The sequence below is a fragment of the Glycomyces lechevalierae genome, from assembly GCF_027622945.1.
Lineage (GTDB): Bacteria > Actinomycetota > Actinomycetes > Mycobacteriales > Micromonosporaceae > Glycomyces > Glycomyces rutgersensis.
Genome location: NZ_JAPZVQ010000011.1, coordinates 50,109 through 65,010, shown reverse-complemented (window position 1 = coordinate 65,010; position 14,902 = coordinate 50,109). Strand labels below are relative to the sequence as shown.

Genomic DNA, 14,902 nt, shown 5'->3' with positions numbered 1-14,902 from the left:
CAGACGGTGCGTACCGGTGTAGGGTCAGGCCGTGCCGAGCTTTCCGCGTCCTGAGACGACTGTTCCCTACCGCCTCGACGGCCTGGCCGACCTCCTCCCCGAGGCCGCCGACCTGCGCCTCGACGTCACCGGGGTGAGTCTCGCCGCCGACGCCGTGGAGCCGGGCGACCTCTTCGCGGCCCTCCCCGGCGCCAACCGGCACGGCGCGGAGTTCACCGCGCAGGCCGCCGAGCGCGGCGCGGTCGCCGTCCTCACCGACGAGCGCGGCGCGGCACTGGTCGAGGGCCGCCTCCCGGTCCTCGTCGCCGCCGACCCCCGCGAACTGACCGGCGAGGTCGCCGCCCGCGTCTGGGGCCGCCCCTCCGAGCACCTGAACCTCCTCGGCATCACCGGCACCAACGGCAAGACCTCCACCGCCTACCTGGTGGAGGCCGGCCTCGCCCACGCCGGGCGCACCACCGGGATCATCGGCACGGTCGAGACCCGCATCGCCGGCGAGCGCATCGAGTCCGCGCGCACCACCCCCGAGGCACCCGAGCTCCAGGCGCTCCTCGCCGTCGCCCTCGAGAAGGGCGTCACCGACGTGGTCATGGAGGTCTCCAGCCACGCCCTCGTCCTCGGCCGCGTCGCGGGCTGCCGCTTCCGCGCCGCCGGGTTCACCATGTTCGGCACCGACCACCTCGACTTCCACAAGGACCTCGACGACTACTTCGACGCCAAGGCCCGCCTCTTCGACGGCCGAGCCGAGATCGAGGTCCTCAACGCCGACGACAAGCGCGTCGCCCAACTCGCCGACCGCGACAACCTGGAGTTCTCCCTCACCGACTCGGGTGCCGACTACTACGCCTCGGACATCGCCTCCGACGGCTTCACGCAGCGATTCCACCTCAAGACCCCCAGCGGGCAGGGCGAGGGCCTGGTCAACATGCCCGGCCGACACAACGTCGCCAACGCCGCCCTCGCCGTCGCCCTCCTCGAAGCCGCCGACGTCGACACCGCGACCGCCCTCGCCGGCGTCGCCTCCTGCACCGGCGTGCCCGGCCGCATGGAACTCGTCTCCGGCGACAACCCCGTGCGCGGGGTCGTCGACTACGCCCACAAGCCCGAGGCGATCACCGCCGTCCTCGAAGCCCTCCGCGACTCCACCCCCGGCAACGTCATCGCGATCCTCGGCGCCGGCGGCGACCGCGACCGCTCCAAGCGCCCCCTCATGGGCGCCGCCGCCGCGCACGCCGCCGACCTGGTCATCGTCACCGACGACAACCCCCGCACTGAGGACCCGGCGCGCATCCGCGACGAGGTGGCGGCCGCCGTCCAAGGCGTGCCCTGCCGTAATATTCCGGGACGGGAAACCGCCGTCATGGAGGCCGCCGCACTGGCCGTCCCCGGCGACACCATCGCCCTCCTCGGCAAGGGCCACGAGACCGTCACCGAGACCGCCGCGGGCCCGGTGGCCAGCGACGACCGGGAACTCCTCGCGCGTGCGCTACGCGATGCCGCGAGGGTGAAACCGGCGCACGACGTTGAAGCGTGATAGTCCCGTACACCGCTCGTACCCACAACAGGAGGAGACCGCCGCGTGATCCCCATGAGCCTTGCCCAGGTCGCCGCCGTCATGGACGGCAAGCTCAGCGAGTCGGCCGACCCTGACGCGGTCGTCACCGGCGGCGTCGAGTACGACTCCCGCAAGGCCGGGCCCGGCGGACTGTTCCTGGCGATCCCCGGCGACAAGGTCGACGGCCACGACTTCGCCGAGAAAGCCGCCGCCCAGGGCGCGGTCGCCACCGTCGCGACCCGCCCGATCGACGGCCCGGCGATCTACGTGGACAACGGCATCGACGCGCTCACCAGGCTCGCGAAGCACGTCGCCGCGGCGTCCAGGGCCCGGATCATCGGCGTCACCGGCTCCAACGGCAAGACCTCGACCAAGGACCTCATCGGGCAGCTCTGCGCCCGCCTCGGCCCCACCGTCGCCACCGAAGGCAACTTCAACAACGAACTCGGCCACCCGTACACGGTCTGCCGCGTCGAGCCCGACACCGAATACCTCGTGCTCGAACTCGCCGCCCGCGGCATCGGGCACATCACGCAGCTCTGCGAGATCGCCCCGCCCGAGATCGGCGCCGTCCTCAACGTCGGCATCTCCCACCTCGACGGCTTCGGCGACATCGAGACCACCGCCCGCGCCAAGTCCGAGCTGCCGCGCTTCCTCGCCGCCGAGGGCACCGCGGTCCTCAACGCCGACGACCCGCGCGTCGCCCGCATGGCCGAGGCCACCCGGGCCGGCGTCACCACCTTCGGCATCGAGCAGCCCGCCGACGTCACCGCCGCCGACCTCGAACCCGGCGACGGCCGCTACGCCTTCACTCTCCGGACCCCCGGCGGCTCCGCCCGAGTCCGCCTGCGGCTCTACGGACTCCACCACGTCTACAACGCGCTCGCCGCGGCCGCCGTCCTCTGGAGGCTCGACGCGCCGCTCGACGCGCTCGCCGAGTGGCTCTCCGAGTCCGGCCGCCTCTCCGAGCGCCGCATGGACGTCTTCACCCGACCCGACGGCACCACTGTCATCGACGACTCCTACAACGCCAACCCCGCCTCGATGGGCGCGGCCGTCCGCACCCTCGGGCAGCTCCCCACCGAGGGCCGCCGCATCGCGGTCCTCGGACTCATGGCCGACCTCGAAGAGCAGAGCGAGACCTGCCACCGCCGCCTCGGCGAGCAGGCCCGCGACGCCGGCATCGACGAGATCATCGCCGTCGGAGACGGCACGGAACCCATCGTCGACGGTGCCGACGGCGTCACCGCGACCCACGTACCCGATCAAGCCGCAGCCATCGCGCTGCTGCGCAGCCGGCTGCGCCCCGGCGACGCCGTCCTGGTGAAAGGCTCCCGATACCGGACCTGGGACGTCGCCGACCACTTGCGCGCCAAGGAGGACAAAGACCAGTGAGAGCCGTAATCGTCGCCGCGTTCGTGGCGTTCGCGCTCACCATGGCGCTGACACCCCTCGCGGCGAAGCTGTTCCGCCGCCTGAAGGCCGGACAGCCCATCCGCACCGACGGCCCCCAGACCCACCTCGCCAAGGCCGGCACCCCCACCATGGGCGGCGTCGTCTTCATCTTCACCACCGTACTCGCCTACATCAGCGGCCACCTGGTCCTCATGGCCCTGCCCGAGCGGGTCAACGGCGTCACCTTCAACCGCCCCACCGGCTTCACCGCCACCGGCATCGTCCTCATCGGACTCTTCGTCACCTGCGGCTTCGTCGGCTTCATCGACGACTGGCTCAAGATCCGCCGCAAGCACTCCGGCGGCATCTCCGGCCGCGCGAAGGTCCTCGGCCTCACCATCGCCGCCACCGCCTTCGGCTTCCTGGCCGTCTACTACACCGGCTCGATCGACTCCAAGGAGATCTCCGAGACCGTCGCCACCCCGTACCTCTCCTTCACCAGCGACATCGGTCCGAACATCACCAAGATCGGCATGGTCCTGCTGATCGTCCTCCTCGTCAACGCCACGGCCAACGGCGTCAACCTCACCGACGGCCTCGACGGCCTCGCCACCGGCGCCTCCATGATGGCCTTCCTCGCCTTCATGATCATCGGCTTCTGGGAGTACCGCCACTGGTGCGGCGGCGCCCAGCCCGCCGACAACCTCTGCTACAACGTGCGCGACCCCCTGGAGCTCGCCCTCATCGCCGGGGCCGCCGCCGGCGCCATGTTCGGCTTCCTGTGGTGGAACACCTCGCCGGCCCAGATCTTCATGGGCGACTCCGGGTCCCTCAGCCTCGGCGCGCTCATCGCCGGACTCGCCTTCGCCTCCAAGACGATCCTGCTCCTGCCGATCATCGGCGCCCTGTTCGTCATCACCACCGCCAGCGTCATGATCCAGGTGACCAGCTTCAAACTCACCGGACGAAGAGTCTTCCGCATGTCGCCGATCCAGCACCACTTCGAGCTCGCCGGCTGGTCTGAGGTGACCATCGTCGTCCGATTCTGGATCATCGCCGGCATCGGCGTCGCCATCGCCCTCGGCTTCTTCTTCGCCGACTTCCTCCGGATCGCGGGGTAACGGGATGAGGATCGCCAGCAACGTCCTCGTCGCCGGAGCACGAGTCGCCGGAGCCGCCTGCGCCGACATCCTCCTCGACCGCGGCGCGAACGTCACCGTCTACGACCGCGAGGACTCCGAACGGCTGCAGGCGCTCGCCGCCCGCGGCGCCCGCTGCGTCGTCGCCGACACGTTCGACCCCGCGCTCCTCGACGGGATCGAGCAGGTGGTCCTCTCCCCGGGCTTCCCGCCCCACCACCCGATCGCCACCGCCGCGGACGACGCCGGGATCGAGACCTTCTCCGAACCCGAACTCGCCTGGCGCCTCAGGGAACCCGGCGCCGCCCGCTGGCTCGCCGTCACCGGCACCAACGGCAAGACCACCACCACGACGATGCTCGCCGCCATGCTCGAGACCGCCGGCCTGCGCACCGCCGCGCTCGGCAACATCGGCGTCCCGCTCGTGCACGCCGCCAACGGCCCCTTCGACGTCATCGCCGTCGAACTCTCCAGCTACCAGCTCCACTGGTCCTCCGCGCTCGCGCCGACCGCCGGGGCCGTGCTCAACCTCGCCCCCGACCACCTCGACTGGCACGGGAACTTCGACGCCTACGCCGAGGCCAAGACCGCTGTCTGGCGCGGCGGGCAGGCCGTCGTCAACCTCGACGACCCGTCCGTGGTCGCCCTCGCCAAGCACACCGAGGCCGAGGTCACCGGGTTCACCCTCAACCACCCCGAGCCCGGCCAGTTCGGCGTGGCCCTGGGCTTCCTGGTCGACTACACCGGCCCCGAGCCGGTGCAGATCTGCTCGGTCGACGACGTGCACCCCGCCGGGTGGCACAACGTCGCCAACGCCCTCGCGGCCGCCGCGCTCGCCCGCCAGGTCGGCGTCACGCACGCCGACATCGGCGACGCCCTGCGCAAGTACGTGCCCGAACCGCACCGCAACGTCACCCTCGTCGAGCACCACGGCGTCACCTGGGTCGACGACTCCAAGGCCACCAACCCGCACGCCGCCGCCGCCGCGCTCGCCTCCTACGACTCCATCGTGTGGGTCGCCGGCGGCCAGCTCAAAGGCGTCGACGTCGACGGCCTCGTCGCCGAGTACGCCCCGAAGATGCGCGGCGCCGTCCTCATCGGACAGGACCGGGCGCTCGTGGCCGACGCGCTGGCGCGACACGCCCCCGGCCTCCCCGTGGTCGTGCTCGACGGCCGCGACGATGCGGTGATGACCGAAGTCGCCGCGCACGCCGCCGCCATGGCCGAACCGGGGGACACCGTGCTCCTCTCCCCGGCCGGCGCCTCGTACGACATGTTCACCTCCTACGCGCACCGCGGGGACGCGTTCGCCGCCGCCGCCCGCGCCCTGACCGAGGGCGAGACCGAGTGAGGAGCGGGTTCACCGAGTTGCTGCGCGGCCTGCTCGACCGGCCGCTCGCCTCGTACTACCTGCTGCTCTCCTCCTCGGCGCTGCTGCTCACCATCGGGCTCGTGATGGTCTTCTCGGCCACCATGGTCGAGTCCTACGAGGCCACCGGGAACGCGTTCGCCGTGATCCTCCAGCAGGTCGTGTGGGCCGTGGTCGGCCTCGTCTGCTTCTGGGTCGCCCAGCGCCTCCCCTCCCGCACCTACCGCGCCGTGTCCCGCCCGCTGCTCGTCGTCGCGATCCTGCTCGGCCTCGTCCTGGTCGTCATGTCGATCCGGCAGAAGCAGCAGGAGGCCGCGGGCGGCGACGTCTCGGGCCTCGCCACCGACCAGTTGTGGATCGACCTGGGGCCCTTCCAGTTCCAGCCCGCCGAGATCGCCAAGTTCGCGCTGCTGCTCTGGGCCGCGGACTCGCTGGTGCGCCTCGGCCCGCGCATCGCGTCCTGGCGCGAGCTGGCGATCCCGATGTTCCCGATCGCCGGGCTCCTGCTCATCGTCATCGGCTACGCCGACCTCGGCACGATGCTCATCATCCTGGCGATGTTCCTCGGCCTCCTGTGGGCCTCGGGCGTGCCGCTGCGCATCCTCGGCGTGCTCGTCGCGGTCGGCCTGCTCGGCTCGGCCGTGCTCATCGCGTTCGAGGGCTACCGGATGCAGCGCATCATCTCGTTCTCGCGTCCCGAGGACTTCGCGGACTCGTGGGGCTACCAGGCCATCCAGGGGTACTACGCGATCGCGGACGGCGGCTGGTTCGGGGTGGGCCTCGGCGAGAGCCGCCAGAAATGGGACTGGCTCCCCAACGGCCACAACGACTTCATCTTCGCGCTCATCGCCGAGGAGCTGGGCGTCGTGGGCTGCCTGGTGATCCTCGCGCTGTTCGCGGTGCTCGTGTACACGGGCTTCCGCATCGCGCGCCGCACCGACGACCCGTTCCGGGCGCTCGTCGCGGCGGGCGTCACGATCTGGATCGCCGGCCAGGCGTTCATCAACATCGGCGGCGTGCTCGGCCTCATCCCCATGACCGGCGTGCCGCTGCCGTTCATCTCCGACGGCGGCACGGCGCTGGTCGTCGTCCTCGCGGCCATCGGGATGCTGGCCGGGTTCGCACGTGCCGAACCCGACGCCGCCACGGCGCTGCGGGCCCGCAACCCGTCGCGTCTCGTACGCTTGCTGTGGGCCCCCCTGCCGCCCGCACCCCGCGCCGAGTCCGACTCCGCCTCCTCGAAGACCGCAGCCTCCTCAAAGACCTCCTCCAAGACAACGGCGTCCACCAAGACCACTACGACCAGAAAGACATGACGTTGCCTCAGCTTCGATCGGTCGTCCTCGCCGGCGGCGGCACCGGCGGCCACATCTACCCGCTCCTGGCCTACGCCGACTGCCTGCGCCGGCATGACCCCTACGTCCGCGTGACCTGCCTCGGCACCGAGAAGGGCCTCGAGAACGACCTCATCCCCAAGGCGGGCTACGACCTGCGCAACGTCCCGGCCCACCAGCTGCCGCGCAAGATCAACCTCGACCTGCTGCTCACCGCCCCGCGGATGCTCAAGGCCATGAAGGCCACCCGCGACATCATGGACGAGGTCCAGGCGGACGTGGTGGTCGGCTTCGGCGGCTACGTGGCCGTCCCCGCGTACCTCGCCGCGTGGCGCCGCAAGACCCCCATGGTCATCTTCGAGTTCAACGACCCGCCCGGGGTCGCGAACAAGATGGCGCTCAAGTTCAGCGACAACCTCGCGCTCGGCTTCCCGCACCTGCCGCAGGCCTCGCCGATCCTCGCGGACGGCACGATCACCGGCGTGCCGCTGCGGCCCGAGATCGCGCACCTCGACCGGAACGCGATGCGCGCCCAGGCCTGCCAGTACTTCGGGCTCGACCCGCGCCGCCCCGTGCTGTTCGTGTACGGCGGCTCGCAGGGCGCGGCCTCGATCAACAACGCGGTCTCCGGTGCGGCGCAAGCGCTCACGCACCGTGGCGTGCAGGTCCTGCACATCACCGGCGCGCGCCGCGAGGAGCCGATCCACATCCCCGAGGGCCTGCCGGTGCCGTACCGGACCCTGCCGTACCTCGACCGCATGGACCTCGGCTACGCGGCCGCGGACATGGTGCTCGCGCGCGGCGGCTCGATGACCGTCGCGGAGGTCTCGGCGCTGGGCGTGCCCACGGTGTTCGTGCCGATGCCCTGGGGCAACAAGGAGCAGTACCGCAACGCCGGGCCCGTCGTGGACGCGGGCGGCGCGATGTTCTGCGACGACGAGAACCTGAACCCCTCGTGGATCGAGGCGAACCTCATCCCGGTCATCACCGACCCGCACCGGGTCGCGGCGATGTCGCGGGCCTCGGCCGCGTTCGGCAGCCGCACCGGCGACGAGGCGCTGCGCAACTACACCTTGAAAGTGCTGGAGCAGGCATGAGCGACGACCCGAACGACCTGACGAGCCCGATCGACGAGGGCGTCACGGCCGAGGACCTGGGCCGCACGCTGTTCATCGGCGTCGGCGGCGTGGGCATGAACGGCCTCACCCGGCTCTACGCGACGCGCGGCCTCGACGTCACCGGCTCCGAGACGAAGGACTGGCCGAGCCTGCCCGAGCTCGAGCGCCTCGGCGTCACGCTCCACCGCGAGCACGTGCCGTCGAACCTCGACGGCATCGACACCGTGGTCCGCTCGACCGCCATCAACGACCAGCACCTGGAGGTCGTGGAGGCCCGCAAGCGCGGCATCCGCGTCTACCACCGCTCGGAGGCGCTGGCCGCCGCGATGACGGGCCGCCGCTCGATCGTGGTCACCGGCACGCACGGCAAGACCACGACGACCGCGATCATCACGCAGATGCTCGCGCACGCCGGCCTCGATCCGTCCTATGTGAACGGCGGCGAGAACATCGGCGCCCACACCGGGGCGCACGGCGACGGCGAGTACTTCGTGGCCGAGGCCGACGAGTCGGACCGCTCGTTCCTGCGGTTCCGCCCCGAGATCGGCATCGTCACCAACATCGACGTCGACCACCTGAACACCTACGGCGACATGGACTCGCTCACCGAGGCCTTCGAGCGCTTCTGCCGCAACACGGACAAGGACGGCCTGCTCGTCCTGTGCGCCGACAACCCCGGCACGCTCGCGCTCGCGAAGAAGCTCCGCGCCGAGGGCCGCACCGTCGCCACGTACGGCTTCGCCGACGGCGCGGACATCCAGCTCGGCGACGTCGAGTCCAGCAAGGACGGCGTCGACTACACGGTCCTGTACCAGAACCAGGTGCTCGGCCGCTTCCACCTGCCCATGCCGGGCAGGCACATCGCGCTGAACTCGGCCGCCGCGATCGCGGTCGGCCTGTACGTCGGCCTCGAGCCCGAGGACGTCGCGGCCGGCATCGCCGCCTTCGGCGGGGTCAAGCGCCGCTTCGAGAAGCGCGGCGAGAAGGACGGCTACGCGGTCTTCGACGAGTACGCGTACCACCCGACCGCGATGACCGCCGCGGTGACGACCCTCAAAGAGGTCGCCGCGCCCGGCAAGCTCATCGTCGTGTTCCAGCCCTACCGCGTCTACCGCACGATCGCCATGCGCGAGGACATCGCCGAGGCGCTCTCCTTGGCGGACAAGGTCGTCGTGATGGAGATCTTCGGCCCCGGCGAGGACATTCCCGCGGGCGAAGGCGGCCAGGCGCTCCTGGACGCCGTGAACCTCCCGGACGCGGACAAGGTCTTCGTGGCCGAGTGGGACGACGTGCCCGCCGCCGTGAAGGCCCTCGCGGGCGAAGGCGACGTGGTCGTCACCATGGGCGCCCCGCCCGTGCAGCTCATGCCGGACGAGCTCCTGGCCTGAGCGCGCTGCGAACCGTGGAACCGCCACTGCGCGACGACTTCGCGTTCCTGACGTCGACCGCGGCCGAGCTCGTCCTCCCGGACGGGCTCGGCGCGGAAGTCCTCGACGGCAAGATCGTGATCACCCCTTGGCTCCCGGCGCCGTATTTGAAGCCGCTGCGCACGATCCAGCGCCAACTGGACATGCGCGCCGGCCGGGGCCGCGACATAGGGGCCCTTTCGATGCGCTTCGGGTTCGCCGCGGCGGTGCTCGGCCCGGACCTCTCCGTCTACGACACGGCCCGGCTCGACCCGGCGACGGCCGTCGTCCCCGGCGAGGCGCTGCTGCTGGCCGCCGAAGTGACCACGCCCGCCACCCGCGACCTGGACGCGGACCGCAAGACCGAGATCTACGGGCGCGCGGGCGTGCCGGTGTACCTGCTCTTCGACACGGACGAGCGGATGCTCACCGTCCACTCCGACCCGGGCCCGGACCGCGGCTACCGCACCCGGAGCACGTCCTGGTTCGGCGAACCGGCGGAGATCCCCGCCCCCTTCGACTTCGACCTCGACACGACCGCCTTCACCGGCATCTGAAGCGGTCACGACTCAGAACCGGTTGCGCCCCAAACCGACCGCGCAGCGCGGGCGCACCGGCATCGATGCATGAGGGTTGCCGCGGGCTAGTCCCAGGCGGCGCCGTTGCGCCAGTAGCCCATGAACGCGCCGCACTCCTTCGGGAGGCCGAGCTCCTTGCGGACGGTGAAGCGAAGGGCCTTGACGACGCCGGTCTCGGCGGCGATCCACACGTACGCCTCGCACTGGGCGACCTCTTGCGGTGCCTCCCAGATCATCTCGTCGTCGTTCTCGTCGAACTGCTCAGTCCTGGCGAAGTCCATGGCGCGGGCCGCCTCGGTGACGGCGGGGATGAGCTTGTCGCCCCAGACCGCGCCGTCGCGCGGGAGCCAGACGACCTCGACGTCCGCGGGGGCGTCGAGGTCGAGCACGTCCGCGGCCTCGGGGACTTCGATGAACGCCTTGCCGCGCGCGGTGATCGGGAGGTCTTCGAGGATCGCGGCGATCGCGGGGGCGGCCGTCTCGTCGCCGGCGATGAGGAGTTCGGCGCCGTCGGGGGCGTGGAAGTCGACGCCGCCGTGCGGGCCCTCCCAGCGCGCGTCGGGGCCGAGGAGGAGGAGTTCGTCGCCCACGGCCGCGTCGCGCAGCCACCGCAGCGCAGGGCCGCACTCGTCGTCGCCGTGCGCCTCGTGCACGACCATGTCGACGTCGACCTCGCCGGGGCGCACCGCGCGGACGGTGTAGGTGCGCACGCCGCACTGTTCTTCTTCGGGGAGGGCGCGCAACTCTGAGTACCAGCGGTCGCTGGTGGGCATCTTGTCGAAGCCGCACGCGGCGGCGGGGAAGATGAGTTTGAACCGCTGGTCGTAGCCGTTGTCGGCGAAGTGCTCGAGCGTCTCGCCGGCGAAGGTGACCCGGACGAAGGAGGGGCTCAACCGTTGCAGCGCCCGCACTGTCACGGGGAACAGTTCGAACGGCCGGACGGTTCCGGTCTCGACCACACCGGATTCGGTCGGTTCCTCGGTCTGCGTCGCCACGCGGCACTCCTCCTCATAGATAAGGTTTGCCTAACCTTATCCGAAGCCTCGGGCGAGCCGCCACCGCGGAACGGCCGGCGCATGGAATCATCGACCCATGCGCGGCCCAGAGAACACGTCCGAACCCGGGCCCTGGCGGCTCGTCCACGTGGTGCGCCGCAAGCTGCCCAACCGCCGCCTGCGGTGGATCGCGATCGGCGTGCTCGCGGTTCTGGCGGCGGCCTTCGCGATCGTGTGGACCACGCCCCTGTTCGAGGTCAAGCGGATCGAGGTCACCGGCACCGCCGTCCTCACCCCCGACGAGGTCGCCGCCCTCGGCCAGGACGCCGTCGGCGGCCCGGTGCTCGGCGCCGACCTCGATGCCATCGCGACCGCCGTCGCCGCGCTCGCCCCCGTCAAGTCCGTCGACGTCACCCGCGCGTGGCCCGACGCGGTGAGCGTCGCCGTCACCGAACGCGAGCCTTATATGGCCGTTCCGGTGGGCGACGAGACTTTTCTCATGGTGGATTCGGAAGGTGTGGTATTCGACGAGACCGACACCGCTCCCGGATCTATTTGGAGGGTCGAGCTCGCCGACCCGGGACCGGACGACCTGGCGACCGTCGAAACCCTCACTGTCCTGCAGGCACTCCCGGCCGACCTCGCCGACGAGGTCGAACACGTCGAATCCCCCTCGCCCGCCGGCGTCACCCTGTATCTCGAAGATGGACGGACGCTCCGGTGGGGCGACGGTTCGCAAAGCGAGCAAAAAGCCGAGGTCGCCGATCGATTGTTGGCCGGCGGCTACGAACATGTCGATGTCAGCGCACCAGATGCCCCCACTGTGAGTTAGCGTTAAGGGGGGAGCGGGTGTGCGCGCACATCCCGTTTGCCGTACCCAGGGCCGAAGGGGAAGGAAGGCAGCAGCGATGACACCACCGCACAACTACCTCGCCGTCATCAAAGTCGTTGGAGTCGGAGGCGGCGGCGTCAATGCTGTCAACCGGATGATCGAGGCGGGCCTCAAGGGCGTCGAGTTCATCGCCATCAACACCGATGCGCAGGCGCTCTTGATGAGTGACGCCGACGTCAAGCTCGACGTCGGCCGCGAACTGACCCGCGGCCTCGGCGCGGGCGCCAACCCCGAAGTCGGGGCGAAGGCCTGCGAGGACCACCGCGACGAGATCGAGGAAGTCCTCAAGGGAGCGGACATGGTGTTCGTGACCTGCGGCGAGGGCGGTGGCACCGGCACCGGCGGCGCGCCCGTCATCGCCAACATCGCCCGCAAGCTCGGCGCGCTCACGATCGGCGTGGTCACCCGGCCGTTCGCCTTCGAGGGCAAGCGCCGCCAGACCCAGGCGGTCTCGGGAATAGACGATCTGCGCAACGAGTGCGACACGCTCATCGTCATCCCCAACGACCGGCTGCTGCACCTCGGCGACCGCTCCATCTCCATGATGGACGCGTTCCGCCTCGCCGACCAGGTGCTGCTCTCCGGTGTCCAGGGCATCACCGACCTCATCACCACGCCCGGCCTCATCAACCTCGACTTCGCGGACGTCAAGAGCGTCATGAGCGGAGCGGGGTCCGCGCTCATGGGCATCGGCTCCGCGCGCGGCGAGAACCGCGCCGTCGAAGCCGCCCGCGCCGCCATCGAATCGCCGCTCCTGGAGCAGAGCATGGAAGGCGCGCGCGGCGTGCTCCTCTCCATCGCCGGCGGATCCGACCTCGGCCTGTTCGAGATCAACGACGCGGCCGAGCTCGTCTCCGACTGCGCCCACACCGACGCCAACATCATCTTCGGCGCCGTCATCGACGACGCCCTCGGCGAAGAGGCCCGCGTCACGGTCATCGCCGCCGGGTTCGACGTCGAGGACGAGGCCGAATTCGAACTGGCCCAGCCGACCCGGATCTCCACGCTCCCCGAGCAGAAGCCCGAGCCCGTGCGCGAGGCCAAGCCCGAACCGGAGCGCGAGTCGAGCAACGGCAAGGTCCTGTTCGACGACGTCGACGTCCCGGCCTTCCTGAAAGACGGCTTCTAGCGGCGACGGACCGTCGAGACTCTGACGCGTCTCGGCGGCCGCGCCCTTGGCGAAGCTTGCGAGCCATGAGTCTGCACAGTCCGCCGGCCCTCCGATCCGAACCCGCTAGGACCTTCACCTTGACCACCCGATCGCGCCGAGACCAGTTGCGGGACAACCTCAACCGGACGCGCGAGGACCTCGCAGACGCATGCGCCGACGCCGGCCGCACCCCGGACGCCGTCCGCCTCATCGTCGTCACCAAGACCTTCCCCGCCGCCGACGCCGCCGCGCTCGTCGAACTCGGCCAGACCGACCTGGGGGAGAACCGCGACCAGGAGGCCGCCCCCAAGGCCGCCGAACTCGCCGCCGCCGGCCTCGAACCCGTGTGGCACTTCGTAGGACAGCTCCAGCGCAACAAGGCCAAGTCCGTCGCCGCGTACGCCCACTGGGTGCACTCCGTCGACCGCGCCCCCCTCGCGAACGCCCTCAGTGCCGCCGCGAACGCCCACGGCCGCAACCTGAACGCCCTCATCCAGGTGAGCCTCGACGGCGACACCGCCCGCGGCGGCACGCCCGTCCCCGAACTCGAAGCCCTCGCCGCGGTCATCGCAGCCGCGCCCGGCCTCACCCTCAAAGGCGTCATGGCCGTCGCCCCCCTCGGCTGGGAACCTGCCAAAGCCTTTGCGCTACTGACCGAATGCTCCGAAGCGGTGCAACGCGTCGACCCCGCCGCCGTCGAGGTCTCGGCCGGCATGAGCGGCGACTACCGCGCCGCGGTACGAGCAGGGGCCACAATGGTCAGACTGGGCAGAAACGTGCTCGGCGAACGTGAACCGATGGCGTAAGGTGTGGGGCAGCAGTGGAACGAATCGCCGTCCGACGACGGTTACTAGTCGGGCAAAAACACATCCGTGTAAGGAGTCGGCGCTAGGATGAGACCGCGTACCTGACTCAACAGGGGCGGCCCGAGGAGGGAGCACGATCGATGGGCGCGATGCGGAAGGCAGGCATCTGGCTCGGCCTCATCGAGGACGAGGACGATCGCGGCTACGGAAACGGCTACGAGGAAAACGACGAGTTCGCCGAGGAGCAGCAGCAGGCGGCCCCTCAGCGGGTGCGGGGCGCGCAGCGCACCACCGGCCGGGTCGGCCGGACCGCGTCCGAGGACCGCAGTCCCGTCCGCCAGCTCAACCGCGGCTCCGGCTCGGTGACCCCGCTGTCCTCTCGCGAGAGCACCCGCGACACCGGTGTGCGAGAGACCTTGACGCGGGACAACCTCGCGCTGGCCGAGCCCGCCACCGTGCGGCCGGTCCCGGCCGAGGAGGAGCACGCGAACTACCGGATCACGACGCTGCACCCGACGACCTACAACGAGGCGCGCACCATCGGTGAGCGCTACCGCGACGGCACCCCGGTGATCATGAACCTCTCCGAGATGGAGGAGGCCGACGCCAAGCGCCTCGTCGATTTCGCGGCGGGCCTCATCTTCGGCACCCGCGGGTCGTTCGAGCGGGTGACGAATCGCGTGTTCTTGCTCTCGCCTCCTCATGTTCAGGTGACGGCGGAGGACAAGGCCAAGATCGCCGAGGGCGGGTTCTTCAACCAGACCTGATCCGAGGGATACACTGCGAACCGTGAACCTGGCACTGCAGCTGATCTATCTGGCGCTCTTCGCGTTCTACCTCTTCCTCTTGGCCCGCCTGGTGGCCAGCGTCGTGGTGCAGTTCTCCCGCCGCTGGGAGCCCGGACCGAAGTCCGCGGCCCTGCTCGAGACGGTCTACAGCGTGACCGACCCTCCCCTGAAGGGGTTGAGGAAGGTGATTCCGCCTCTCAGGCTTGGTACTGTATCGATTGATCTGGCGTTCCTGGCGCTGCTGCTGATCACGTGGATCCTGATGGACTTCGTCGTCGGGCGGAACATTTCCTAGCAGCGCCGGGCGGGGGTGCACGGCACGGTTATCGTGTCGAGTGGCCTTGTGCGCCAGGCGAATAGCTGAGAAGGAGTTTCGA

Annotated in this window: 13 protein-coding genes and 1 pseudogene; 13 read left to right on the top strand and 1 reads right to left on the bottom strand. The window is 70.4% G+C overall.

Features of this window, described 5'->3' with window-relative positions:
* Positions 1-31: 31 nt before the first annotated feature.
* The 8 genes from O2L01_RS17210 to O2L01_RS17175 are packed head-to-tail and all read left to right on the top strand — an operon-like array spanning position 32 to position 9,873.
* Positions 32-1,534: a UDP-N-acetylmuramoyl-L-alanyl-D-glutamate--2,6-diaminopimelate ligase gene (locus O2L01_RS17210; RefSeq protein WP_270123225.1), complete on the top strand. Its 1,503-nt coding sequence runs from the start codon at positions 32-34 to the stop codon at positions 1,532-1,534.
* A 45-nt stretch (positions 1,535-1,579) separates the two neighbouring features.
* The gene (locus tag O2L01_RS17205) at positions 1,580-2,950 is read left to right on the top strand and encodes a UDP-N-acetylmuramoyl-tripeptide--D-alanyl-D-alanine ligase (protein WP_344469190.1); all 1,371 of its coding nucleotides are present in this window, start codon (positions 1,580-1,582) and stop codon (positions 2,948-2,950) included.
* Positions 2,947-4,071 carry a phospho-N-acetylmuramoyl-pentapeptide-transferase gene (gene mraY / locus O2L01_RS17200; protein WP_270123224.1) on the top strand — a complete coding sequence of 375 codons (1,125 nt, stop codon included), beginning with the start codon at positions 2,947-2,949 and terminating at the stop codon, positions 4,069-4,071. The genes O2L01_RS17205 and mraY overlap by 4 nt, the downstream gene beginning before the upstream one ends.
* Before the next feature lie 4 nt (positions 4,072-4,075).
* Complete coding sequence (gene murD / locus O2L01_RS17195; protein WP_270123223.1) at positions 4,076-5,440, top strand: UDP-N-acetylmuramoyl-L-alanine--D-glutamate ligase; 1,365 nt, start codon at positions 4,076-4,078, stop codon at positions 5,438-5,440.
* On the top strand, positions 5,437-6,774 hold the full coding sequence (gene ftsW / locus O2L01_RS17190; RefSeq protein ID WP_270123221.1) for a putative lipid II flippase FtsW: 1,338 nt from the start codon (positions 5,437-5,439) through the stop codon (positions 6,772-6,774). The genes murD and ftsW overlap by 4 nt, the downstream gene beginning before the upstream one ends.
* 2 nt (positions 6,775-6,776) lie before the next feature.
* Positions 6,777-7,889, top strand: coding sequence for a UDP-N-acetylglucosamine--N-acetylmuramyl-(pentapeptide) pyrophosphoryl-undecaprenol N-acetylglucosamine transferase (locus tag O2L01_RS17185; RefSeq protein ID WP_310285531.1), 1,113 nt, complete (start codon positions 6,777-6,779; stop codon positions 7,887-7,889).
* Complete coding sequence (murC, locus tag O2L01_RS17180; RefSeq protein WP_270123219.1) at positions 7,886-9,298, top strand: UDP-N-acetylmuramate--L-alanine ligase; 1,413 nt, start codon at positions 7,886-7,888, stop codon at positions 9,296-9,298. Before O2L01_RS17185 ends, murC begins: the two co-directional genes overlap by 4 nt.
* A 14-nt stretch (positions 9,299-9,312) precedes the next feature.
* Positions 9,313-9,873 (top strand): Uma2 family endonuclease, encoded by a 561-nt coding sequence (locus O2L01_RS17175; protein ID WP_270123218.1) that lies wholly within the window; start codon positions 9,313-9,315, stop codon positions 9,871-9,873.
* Positions 9,874-9,959: 86 nt separating this feature from the next.
* On the opposite strand, the gene O2L01_RS17170 is transcribed toward O2L01_RS17175, so the two are convergent.
* Positions 9,960-10,853 carry a siderophore-interacting protein gene (locus O2L01_RS17170; RefSeq protein WP_344469204.1) on the bottom strand — a complete coding sequence of 298 codons (894 nt, stop codon included), beginning with the start codon at positions 10,851-10,853 and terminating at the stop codon, positions 9,960-9,962.
* A gap of 133 nt (positions 10,854-10,986) precedes the next feature.
* Here O2L01_RS17170 and O2L01_RS17165 point away from each other — a divergent pair, with 133 nt between their 5' ends.
* From O2L01_RS17165 to O2L01_RS17145, 5 genes and pseudogenes are all read left to right on the top strand, one after another.
* Positions 10,987-11,721 (top strand): cell division protein FtsQ/DivIB, encoded by a 735-nt coding sequence (locus tag O2L01_RS17165; RefSeq protein ID WP_270123216.1) that lies wholly within the window; start codon positions 10,987-10,989, stop codon positions 11,719-11,721.
* A gap of 76 nt (positions 11,722-11,797) precedes the next feature.
* Positions 11,798-12,743: pseudogene (gene ftsZ / locus O2L01_RS17160) on the top strand (cell division protein FtsZ); the annotation flags it as partial.
* Between the two features lie 286 nt (positions 12,744-13,029).
* Positions 13,030-13,737, top strand: coding sequence for a YggS family pyridoxal phosphate-dependent enzyme (locus O2L01_RS17155; RefSeq protein WP_270123214.1), 708 nt, complete (start codon positions 13,030-13,032; stop codon positions 13,735-13,737).
* Positions 13,738-13,877: 140 nt separating this feature from the next.
* Positions 13,878-14,504 carry a cell division protein SepF gene (locus O2L01_RS17150; protein WP_270123213.1) on the top strand — a complete coding sequence of 209 codons (627 nt, stop codon included), beginning with the start codon at positions 13,878-13,880 and terminating at the stop codon, positions 14,502-14,504.
* Positions 14,505-14,526: 22 nt separating this feature from the next.
* The gene (locus tag O2L01_RS17145; protein ID WP_270123212.1) at positions 14,527-14,820 is read left to right on the top strand and encodes a YggT family protein; all 294 of its coding nucleotides are present in this window, start codon (positions 14,527-14,529) and stop codon (positions 14,818-14,820) included.
* Positions 14,821-14,902 lie beyond the last annotated feature (82 nt).

Excerpts from the sequence above, each read along its gene's own strand:
- O2L01_RS17165 (WP_270123216.1), top strand. The coding sequence starts at position 10,987 with ATGCGCGGCCCAGAGAACACGTCCGAACCCGGGCCCTGGCGGCTCGTC.
- murC (WP_270123219.1), top strand. The coding sequence starts at position 7,886 with ATGAGCGACGACCCGAACGACCTGACGAGCCCGATCGACGAGGGCGTC.
- O2L01_RS17150 (WP_270123213.1), top strand. The coding sequence starts at position 13,878 with ATGGGCGCGATGCGGAAGGCAGGCATCTGGCTCGGCCTCATCGAGGAC.
- murD (WP_270123223.1), top strand. The coding sequence starts at position 4,076 with ATGAGGATCGCCAGCAACGTCCTCGTCGCCGGAGCACGAGTCGCCGGA.